Annotated in this window: 4 protein-coding genes; all 4 read left to right on the top strand. The window is 65.6% G+C overall.

The genetic code is table 11. The features are described 5' to 3' along the window. Window positions 1-1,135 (top strand): autotransporter assembly complex protein TamA (locus sphsw_RS20595; protein WP_042467463.1); only part of this gene is annotated, 1,135 nt, incomplete at its 5' end. After that, window positions 1,135-5,391 carry a translocation/assembly module TamB domain-containing protein gene (locus sphsw_RS15160; RefSeq protein WP_031441347.1) on the top strand — a complete coding sequence of 1,419 codons (4,257 nt, stop codon included), beginning with the start codon at window positions 1,135-1,137 and terminating at the stop codon, window positions 5,389-5,391. The genes sphsw_RS20595 and sphsw_RS15160, both read left to right, overlap by 1 nt. 725 nt (window positions 5,392-6,116) lie before the next feature. Then, window positions 6,117-7,406, top strand: coding sequence for an EAL domain-containing protein (locus sphsw_RS15155; protein ID WP_081874364.1), 1,290 nt, complete (start codon window positions 6,117-6,119; stop codon window positions 7,404-7,406). Window positions 7,407-7,463: 57 nt separating this feature from the next. Further along, a partial coding sequence (locus sphsw_RS15150) for an ATP-binding protein (protein WP_235188412.1) occupies window positions 7,464-9,684 on the top strand: 2,221 nt, incomplete at its 3' end.

The following is a 9,684-nucleotide window of genomic DNA, read 5'->3' as shown; positions in this document are numbered from 1 at the left end:
GGGGCAGCTCTACGACAACCGTATGACCGACGACCTGCGCGACGCGCTGGTCGCGACGAGCCTGTTCCAGAGCGTCTCGGTGGTGCCGCAGCGGACCGGCCGCACCAACCCCGACGGCACCGAGCAGGTCGACCTGCTGGTCCGGCAGGAAAAGGGCCCGGCGCGCACGCTGGGCGGCAATGTCGGCTTCTCGACCGGGCAGGGCTTCCGCGCCGAGGGGACCTGGCAGCATCGCAACCTCTTCCCCTATGAGGGTGGCCTGCTCGCGTCGGTGATCGCGGGGACGCAGGAACAGGGGCTTGCGGGCACGTTCCGGCGCGCTAATGCCGGGCGTCGCGACCGCACCTTCAGCCTGACGGCGGGGGCCAATCATTCGAACTACGACGCCTATGAGGCGTTCACGACGAGCGTCGGCATCCGCTGGAGCTATGATTCGACGCCGATCTGGCAGAAGCCGATCACCTATTACTACGGCGGCGAGCTCGTCGGCACGAACGAGAGCGTCTATGACTTCGCGCAGGGGCGAAACGTCCGGCGCACCTACGGCATCGTCGCGCTGCCCGGGCAGCTGTTGTTCGACCGCTCCGACAGCCTGCTGAACCCGACCAAGGGCTTCCGCCTGCGTTTGAACGCCAGCCCCGAAACATCGGTGCAGGGCTCGGTCAAACCCTATGTCCGCGCGATGGTCGAGGGGACCTTCTACTATCCCGTGTCGAGCAGCATCGTGATCGCCGGCCGCGCCAAGGCGGGAACGATCCAGGGCGTCGCGCGCGACGATCTGGCACCCTCGCGGCGCTATTATGGCGGCGGCGGCGGATCGGTCCGCGGCTATGGCTATCAACGCCTCGGACCGTTTGATCCCAATGGCGATCCGGTTGGTGGCCGCTCGCTCAACGAGTTCGCGCTCGAGGCGCGCTACCGGTTCGGTGATTTCGGCATCGTGCCGTTCATCGACGCGGGCAACAGCTATGAGAGCAGCACGCCGAACCTGTCGAGCCTGCGCTACGGCGCGGGTATCGGCGGTCGCTTCTACACCAGCTTCGGTCCGATGCGCATCGACGTCGCGACGCCGCTGAACCCACGCGAGGGCGACGGCAAGGTCGCGCTCTACATCTCGATCGGGCAGGCATTCTGATGGCCGAAAACGGCGCACCCCCTGCCGACCAGGGACCTATCTATCAGGCTGACGACAACGTCGTCGCCCAACGGCCGCTGTGGCAGCGGATCCTCAAGGGGATCGTGATCCTGATCGTGGCGCTGATCGCACTTGTGCTGATCGTGCTGTTCGGGATCAACACCGATCCCGGTCGCCGCCTCGTCGCGGATCAGATCGGTGGCTATACGACCGCGTCCGGTCTCAACATCAAGGTCGGCCGGATCGACGGATCCATCTACGGCGCGATGACGCTCAGCGACGTCCGCGTGTCGGACCCGACCGGCGTGTTCCTCACCAGCCCGAAGCTGCGCGTCGACTGGCGCCCGTTCGCCTTTGCCAGCAACCATGTCGACGTCCGGTCGCTGACCACGCCGCTCGTCACGCTGCAACGGCGTCCGGTGCTCAAGGCGACCCCGACCGATCCCAACGCGCCGCTGCTGCCCGATCTCGATATCGACGTGAACCGGCTGGTGATCGACCGGTTCGTGATCGGCAAGCCGGTGACGGGCCAGACGCATATCCTCAAGATCGACGGTGCGGTCCATATCGCCGACAAGCGTGCACAGCTGACGACCAACGCTGCCGCGCTGACCGGCCCCGGCATTGCCGGCGGTGACAGCCTCATTCTCAAGCTCGATGCGGTGCCCGAACAGAACAAGCTCGACGTCAACGTCAAGCTGACCGCGCCCGTTGGCGGCGTGGTCGCGACGATGGGGTCGCTCAAGGCACCGCTGACCGCAACGGTGGATGGACGCGGAAGCTGGGCCGCCTGGCGCGGCCGTGCGGTCGCGACGCTGGGCGGCGGCGAGCTCGCCAATCTCGACCTGACCGCGAAGAACGGTCATATCGAGGTGCGCGGCGCGACCCGCCCCGGCCTCTATCTCGAAGGACCGGTCGAGCGCCTGACCGCGCCACAGCTCGACGTGTCGATCGACACGACGCTGAACGACCGCAAGGCCGACACGCGCATGACGCTGAAGTCGGACGCGCTCGCGGTCGATGCCGGCGGCCTGATCGATCTCGCCAACAGCCGGTTCGCCAATTTCGCGGTCAATGCCAAGCTTCTGACCCCGGGGGCGATCCTGCCCAATCTGCGCGGTCGCGATGTCACCGCGCGCGTCGTCCTCGACGGGGCGTTCGCGACTCCGACGGTCGACTACAAGGTCCGGGCGGCAACGATCGCCTTTGGCGAAATGGGTGTCGAGAACCTCTATGCCGAGGGTCTTGCGCGCGTGAATGCCGACCGCATCCTCCTGCCGATCAAGGCCCGCGCGCGTCGCGTGACCGGGCTCAATGCGGCGGTTGGCGGTCTTGCGACCAACGTCGCGATCGACGGGGACTTCGCGATCTCCGGCGTCAACGTCCTGTCGGACAATCTCAAGATCCGTTCGGACAAGATCGACGCGACCGCGGTCGTCGTCGCGAACATGTCGACCGGACGCTACACCGGCGCGCTCAAGGGGCGGGTCAACAACTACCGCGTCGACGGGATCGGCATCGTCAACCTGACGACTGATGCGAAGCTAGTGCCGGGCCCCAATGGCGGGTTCGGCATCACCGGTCGCGTCGTCGCGCAGACCGCACAGATCTTCAACGAGGGCGCGCGTAGCTTCCTCGGCGGCAACGCGATCGTCCGGTCGGATATCGGGTACAGTCCCGAGGGGATCGTGACCTTCCGCAACCTCCGCATGAACGCGCCGCAATTCCGCGTGACGCGCGGCGAGGGGCGGTTCGATCCGGCCACCGGCGCGGTGCTCGTCAACGCCGATGCCTATTCGACCGTCTACGGGCCGCTGTCGGCGCGGGTCACGGGCAGCGCGACCGCGCCGGTCGTCGTCCTGCGTGCACCGCGGCCGGGCGTCGGCGTCGGGCTGGTCAATCTCCAGGCGCGGGTCGTCGGGCGCAACGGCGCCTATGCCGTCGTCGCGAGCGGCGGCACCGATTACGGCCCCTTCACCGCCGATGTGCTCGTAACGCCGGGCACCCAGCTTGCGGTCGACGTGCGCCGTGCGGTCTTCGCGGGCATCGTTGCACGCGGCCGGATCGTGCAGAGTGCGGCGGGGCCGTTCGCCGGTGCGCTGCAGTTCGCGGGGCAGGGACTGACGGGCAATGTCCGTCTCGCGAACCAGGGCGGGTATCAGCGCGCCGATGTCGCCGCGCGGGCCTATGGCGCAAAGATTCCGGGCATGGTCGATTTCACGATCGGCCGCGCGATCGTCGATGCCAGCGCCGTGCTGTATCCCAAGGCGCCCGAAGTGATCGCCGACGTCCAGATCGCCGACATGCGCTACGGCGAGGTCGTGTTGTCCGCCGCGCGCGCAAAGGTGAATTACGTCGGTGGCAAGGGCACCGCCCAGGCACTGGCGACGGGGTCGAGCGGCGTACCATTCCGCCTCGCGATGAATGCGAAGCTGAGCCCCGAGAACTATCTCGTTGCGCTCAAGGGCCAGGCGAACGGAATCGACTTCCGCACTGCCAATCCCGCGCGGATCCAGGCGACGCAGGGCGTCTATCGCCTTTCGCCGACCCGGATCGACTTTGGTCAGGGGACCGCGGCCGGCGCAGCGCGTCTTGCCGGCAGCTATGGCCGCGGGTTGAACGCACAAGCGCGGCTCGACAAGCTCGACCTGTCGGTGCTGAGCGCGCTGATGCCGAACCTCGGGATCGGCGGCACCGCGACGGGCAGCCTCGACTTCGCCCAGGCCAACAGCACTGCGGTGCCGACGGCGAACGTCCGTGCGACGGTGAGCAACTTCACCCGCACGGGGATCGCGGCGGTGTCCGATGCGGTCGACATCGTGTTCGCCGGCACGCTCAATGCCGATGGCGGGACCGGCCGCGCGCTGGTCCGGCGCGGGACGACGGTGGTGGGGCGCATGGTCGCCAATCTCCGGCCGCTGGGCGCTGGCGCGTCCTGGTCGGAACGACTGATGGCGGCACCGCTGTCGGGTGGCATCCGGTATAACGGGCCATCGGCAGTGCTGTTCAGCCTGGCCGCGCTGCCCAACCAGCAGCTGTCCGGGCCGATCGCGATCGCGGCGGACTTCTCCGGGCGCGTTCAGGCGCCGCGTCTGAACGGCATCGTACGGGCCGATTCGCTGACCTATGACAATGAGGTCTACGGCACGCGCCTGTCGCAGATGGCGATCAATGCGCGGTTCAACAACGACCGGCTTGAACTGACGCAGCTGCGGGCCCGTGCCGGCAATGGCAGTGTACAGGCCCAGGGCAGCGTCGGGCTTGCCGCGGACAGCGGCTTCCCGATCGATCTGCGCGCGACCCTCGACAATGCACAGCTTGCCAAGAGCGACGCGCTCAGTGCGACGACGACCGGGTCGGTGCGGTTCACCTATGGCCGCGATGGCGGACTGCTCAAGGGTGACCTGCAGATCCCGGAGGCGCGCTACGAGATCATCCGCCAGGGTCAGGCGGAGGTGGCCGAGCTGACCGGTATCCGCCGCAAGAGCGAGATCCGGCCGGCGCTGCCGACCGATCGTCCGGCGCGGCCCGCTCCGCCGAGCCTGATCAAGCTCGACCTCCGGGTGCGGGCGCCGAACCAGCTGTTCGTGTCCGGCATGGGTCTCGAATCGGAATGGGAGATGGACATGCGGATCACCGGCACGTCGACCGCGCCGGTCGTCACCGGTGGGCTCGACATCGTCCGCGGGACCTATTCGTTCGCGGGCAAGCGATTCGAGGTCAATCGCGGCACGATCCGCTTCCGCGGCGGGGCGCTGACCGATCCGGACATCAACATCCAGGCGACGACGACCACGAACAATATCACCGTCGTCATCAACGTCACGGGCACCGGTCAGCGCCCGCAGATCGCCTTCACCTCGACCCCGGCGCTGCCGCAGGACGAGGTGCTGAGCCGGCTGTTGTTCGGCACCAACCCCGAGAATCTCTCGGCGACCGAGGCGATCCAGCTGGCGTCCGCGCTCAATTCATTGCGCGGATCGGGTGGCGGTCTGAATCCGCTCGGCAAGCTGCGTTCGGCGACCGGCTTCGATCGTCTCCGCGTCCTTGGCGCAGACGAGGCCAGCGGGCGTGGCACCAGCCTTGCGGCAGGCAAATACCTAACCGACAACATCTATGTGGAGATCGTGACCGACGCGAAGGGCTTCACCTCGACCCAGCTGGAGATTGCCCTGACCAAGGCGCTCAGCCTGCTCTCGTCGGCCGGTGCGCAGGGCGGGACCAACGCCAGCGTGAAATACTCCAAGGACTATTGATCACCTCATCCCGTGGCGGCGCGAATCACGCCCGCCACGGGATCTCGCTTGATCGGTGATTTCCGCTTGCGGTCAGGCTCGCGCGTCCATTGACGTCGCGTGTGCGGGCACGGCGATGTTGCGCGAAGGCCTGAGCCGTTCGCGAGACGATGCCGGGTGCCCGGGCTTTCCGCCGGCGATGTGGTGGTCCGTTCGGACTGATGACAGGAATGACGGCTGTCGCTGATGCATGACCCGATACGGTCTTGCAGGGCGGCTCTACGCCTGTGCCACGTGGCGGTCAGCGCACGGGGCAATGCCGTTCGCGGCGGGCCGGGGGGGGCAGGCCGGTCTGGATCTTAAACTACTATAGTTGAACGTCGTCAAATTGGCCCGGTGCCGATGGAAGCCGAACCACGAAACCGCGGATCTTTCCAAAAACGCCGGGCCGGCACCTGTTTACCAGGGGCGCATCGAGTCGCCATAGACGAGCGAAAGAATGAACTTCAGCACTTTTTTCTCCCTTATTCACGCCGTTTCGGACGCTTGATAAAGTTAATCAGGCGTTAATTGAAACACAACATGGTTTATTGATCGTTAACCATGTTTACGTGTCGTAATGGGAGGCTTAACGCTATCTTCAGTATCGGCAGCTAGCGTTTCGGAGATGAATGACCGGTCGCATCTTCCTTCCGACTGCCGTTGCGACGTGCGTGAGTGCGGGTATGCGTCGACGGGGCGGTCCTATGACTGACGTCCCGGAGCACGTGACTGTGCCTTGCCTTCCGGTCGCTTATCATGGCTGGCAGTTCGTCATCCTGGCGGAAGTGGCGAATTTCGCGATGCTTCGCCGGCATGTCGGGCGGGGCCGTGCAGACACGCTGGTCGGCGACATCGCGATCCGGATCGCAGCCTTGCTGCCACAGTCGCGCACCGAAATCGCCGCCCGCGACCTGATCGACATAGCGCTGCTGGGGGATCAGCAGAGCGATCTCGATCTGGCGCTCGACCAGATCGCGCACGCCTTCACCACGCCGTTCGACATCGATGGCGAGCTCTATCATGTCGACCTGACGCTGGGCGGCGCGTCGGTCCGTGCGCCACAGCACGACGAGGTTCGCCTGGTCGAGGAAGCCGAGCTCGCGCTTGCCGATGCTCGGGTCGAGCGCGGACCGATCGCGCGCGACGCATCGGCGGCCAGCGCGTCGCTCGACCGGCTGATGCTGGCGCGCGAGTTGCACAAGGCGATCGGCGGCGACCAGCTGTTCCTTCAATATCAACCCAAGGTCCATCTGCGTCGGCAGGAGATCGTCAGTGTCGAGGCGCTGGTCCGCTGGCGCCATCCGCAGCGCGGCCTCGTGTTGCCGAGCGACTTCATCCCGATCGCGGAGGAGAGCCGCGACATCGTTGCGCTCACGCTATGGACGATCGAGCAGGTGATCGGCGACCAGCGGATCCTGGCGGCGCATGGTCATGAACTGCCGATCTTCATCAATATCGCCGGCGTCTTGCTCGCCGATGCGCGATTCGTGCGGCAGGCGTGCGAGATGATCACGTCGAGCGGCGCGCGTCTGGGCTTCGAGATCACCGAGACGTCGGTGATTCGCGATCCGGAAAGCGCGATCCGGAATTTGCAGATCTTCGCGGATATCGGCATCGTGATCGCGATCGACGATTATGGTGCCGGCCTGTCGTCGCTCGCCTATCTCAAGCAGCTTCCCGCCAGCGAGCTCAAGATCGACAAGCTCTTCGTCACGCAACTCACCAGTTCGAACCGCGATCCGCTGATCGTCCGGTCGACCATTGATCTGGCGCATGCGCTCGAGATGGAAGTTGTGGCAGAAGGGGTTGAAACCCCGGCAGCAATGGCATTGCTGTCGGTCATGGGGTGCGACATGGTGCAGGGATTCCTGATCAGCCGCCCGATCGGGCTCGATGCGCTGCTCCCGTTCCTGGCGGAGGAACGTCACCTCGCAATCGCGCAGGATGTGCGGTCGCCTTTCACGCGGGTGGCGGCCTTTCGGAAGAGCGGCTGAATGCACAGGTCGATCCGATCGCGTGTGATCGCTTGCAGCCTGGCGGTGGGCGTGATGTTGGCAGCGCCCTTTCTGACGGCTGCGGCCCCGGTCGTGAAAGTGTCCGCCGCGACATCGGCGGTACGGTTCGACGCCGCGATCGCCGACGCGAAGTCGGCGATGCAGGTCGATCCTTCCGTGGCAATCCGTAAGGCAAAGGCAGCCGAGACGATCGCCCAAGGCATCAATGATCCGGTCCGGAAGGAGAACGCGCTCGCCACCGCCTGGTGGTTGCAGGGTGAGGCATTGATCCGGGTCAGCGACCCGGATCATGCCGAACTGCTCATCGCGCGGTCGCTGGCGATCGTTCAGCGGCGCGACCCCAATTCGAACCTGCACGCCAACGTCCTGCTGTCGCGGGGCGGGGTGCATGCGGCGCGCGGGCAGGTCGCCGCGTCGCTGGCCGACTACCAGAACGCGCACAACATCTTCCGCGCGCTTTCGGATAGTCGCAACCGCGCAAAGGCGCTGATGTTGATTGCGGCGCTCTATGGCGACGGCAATGATGCCGAGTCGGCGCTGAAGTATCTGGGCCAAGCACTGGACACTTATGACGGCGATCCTGGTCTGCTAGTTTCAATCTATAATAACAGGGGGTCGTATCTGCAGGATCTTGGCCGTTACGATCAGTCCGCGGCGCAGTACGGCAACGCCCTGCGGCTCGCGGGGCAGATGAAAAGCCCGCTTTTGCAATCCCGTATCCAGGGAAATATTGCTAGGACGCTTCTCAAGGCTGGTAAGATCGCTGCGGCAGCGAAGGCCGTCGCGTCGAGCCAGCGCCTTACCCTGCGATCAGAAGCTGCGGTGTGGCGCGTTCAGCTCCTGCCGATCGCCGCCGAAGTTGCGTTAAAGCAGGGCAATCTGCAGCGCGCGTTGGCGCTGATTTCGGAACGTTTTGCGGGCGTCGATGTCGAAAAAACCAGCTTGTCGTTTAGGGAAGCGCACCAGACAGCTTATGTAATCTACAAAGCGCTCGACCGCCCTGCAGACGCACTCGTCCATCTCGAGGCGCAGAAGCGTCTGGATGATCAGGCGACCAAGCTTGCTACCAATATGAGCACGGCTTTGCTGGCGGCACGATTCGACTTTGCGAATCAGGAACTGAAGATTTCGAAGCTGCGCGCCAACGACCTCGAGCGCAGCGTGCGGTACGAGAAGGATCGGGCGAAGACACAGCGGCTGATGTTCATCGGCGCGATCGCCGCAGTTTCGATCATCATTGGCATGCTCGCGATCGGCCTGGTGACGATCCGTCGCAGTCGCGACAAGGTCCGGGCGGCGAATGACGATCTCGCGATCACCAATGCCGCGCTTGGCAAGGCACTCGCGGCGAAGACCGAATTCCTTGCCACGACGAGCCACGAGATCCGCACGCCGCTGAACGGGATATTGGGCATGACCGAGGTGATGCTCGCGGACCCCGGCCTGGCGCCCGATGTGCGCGATCGCCTCGGCATCGTGCGCGGCGCGGGGGCGACGATGCGCGCGCTGGTCGACGACATTCTCGACATCGCCAAGATGGAAACCGGCAACCTGACGATCGAGTTCGCGCCGTTCGATCTGTGCGCCACGGTGACCGATGCTGCGCAGATGTGGGAGGAGCAGGCCCGGTCGAAGGGGCTGTCGTTCACGCTCGACATGGCCGACTGCCCCGCCCGGATCATGGGCGACGCCGCGCGAGTGCGGCAGATCGTGTTCAACCTGTTGTCGAATGCGCTGAAGTTCACCCGCGAGGGCGCGGTGACGGTGGCGTTGCGGACCGGTGAAGACCGGCTGTGGCTCGACGTATCCGATTCGGGCATCGGCATTCCGGCGAACAAGCTCGACGAGATCTTCGAATCCTTCCGCCAGGCGGATGCCGGAACGACGCGGCAGTTTGGCGGCACCGGGCTCGGCCTGTCGATCTGTCGCAACCTCGCGCGCGCGATGAATGGCGACGTCACGGTCACCAGCCGCGAAGGGCAGGGCGCCACGTTCACGCTCAGCCTGCCGCTGGTCCATGCGGAGGCGATCGCGCTCGGCGACCTGGGGGCCGATCAGGGAACCGGCGCGGCGACGTTGATCATCGACCGCAATCCCATCATGCGCAGCATGTTCCGGACGCTGGTGACACCGCATTGCGACATCGTCCTGACCGCCGCCTCGATCGACGAGGCTGTCACACTGCTGGCGCAGACGGTCGTCGCGAACATCGTGATCGACGATGCGACGTTGCGCGCCGGTGGAGATCCGGGGCCGG

Origin of the sequence: Sphingomonas sp. FUKUSWIS1 (assembly GCF_000733135.1) — a bacterium.
In the GTDB taxonomy this organism is placed as follows: domain Bacteria; phylum Pseudomonadota; class Alphaproteobacteria; order Sphingomonadales; family Sphingomonadaceae; genus Sphingomonas; species Sphingomonas aerolata.
This window is presented reverse-complemented; position numbering and strand designations above follow the sequence as displayed.

What these genes read in the sequence shown, in the direction of transcription:
- sphsw_RS15160 (WP_031441347.1), top strand. Translation starts at nt 1,135, where the DNA reads ATGGCCGAAAACGGCGCACCCCCTGCCGACCAGGGACCTATCTATCAG.
- sphsw_RS15155 (WP_081874364.1), top strand. Translation starts at nt 6,117, where the DNA reads ATGACTGACGTCCCGGAGCACGTGACTGTGCCTTGCCTTCCGGTCGCT.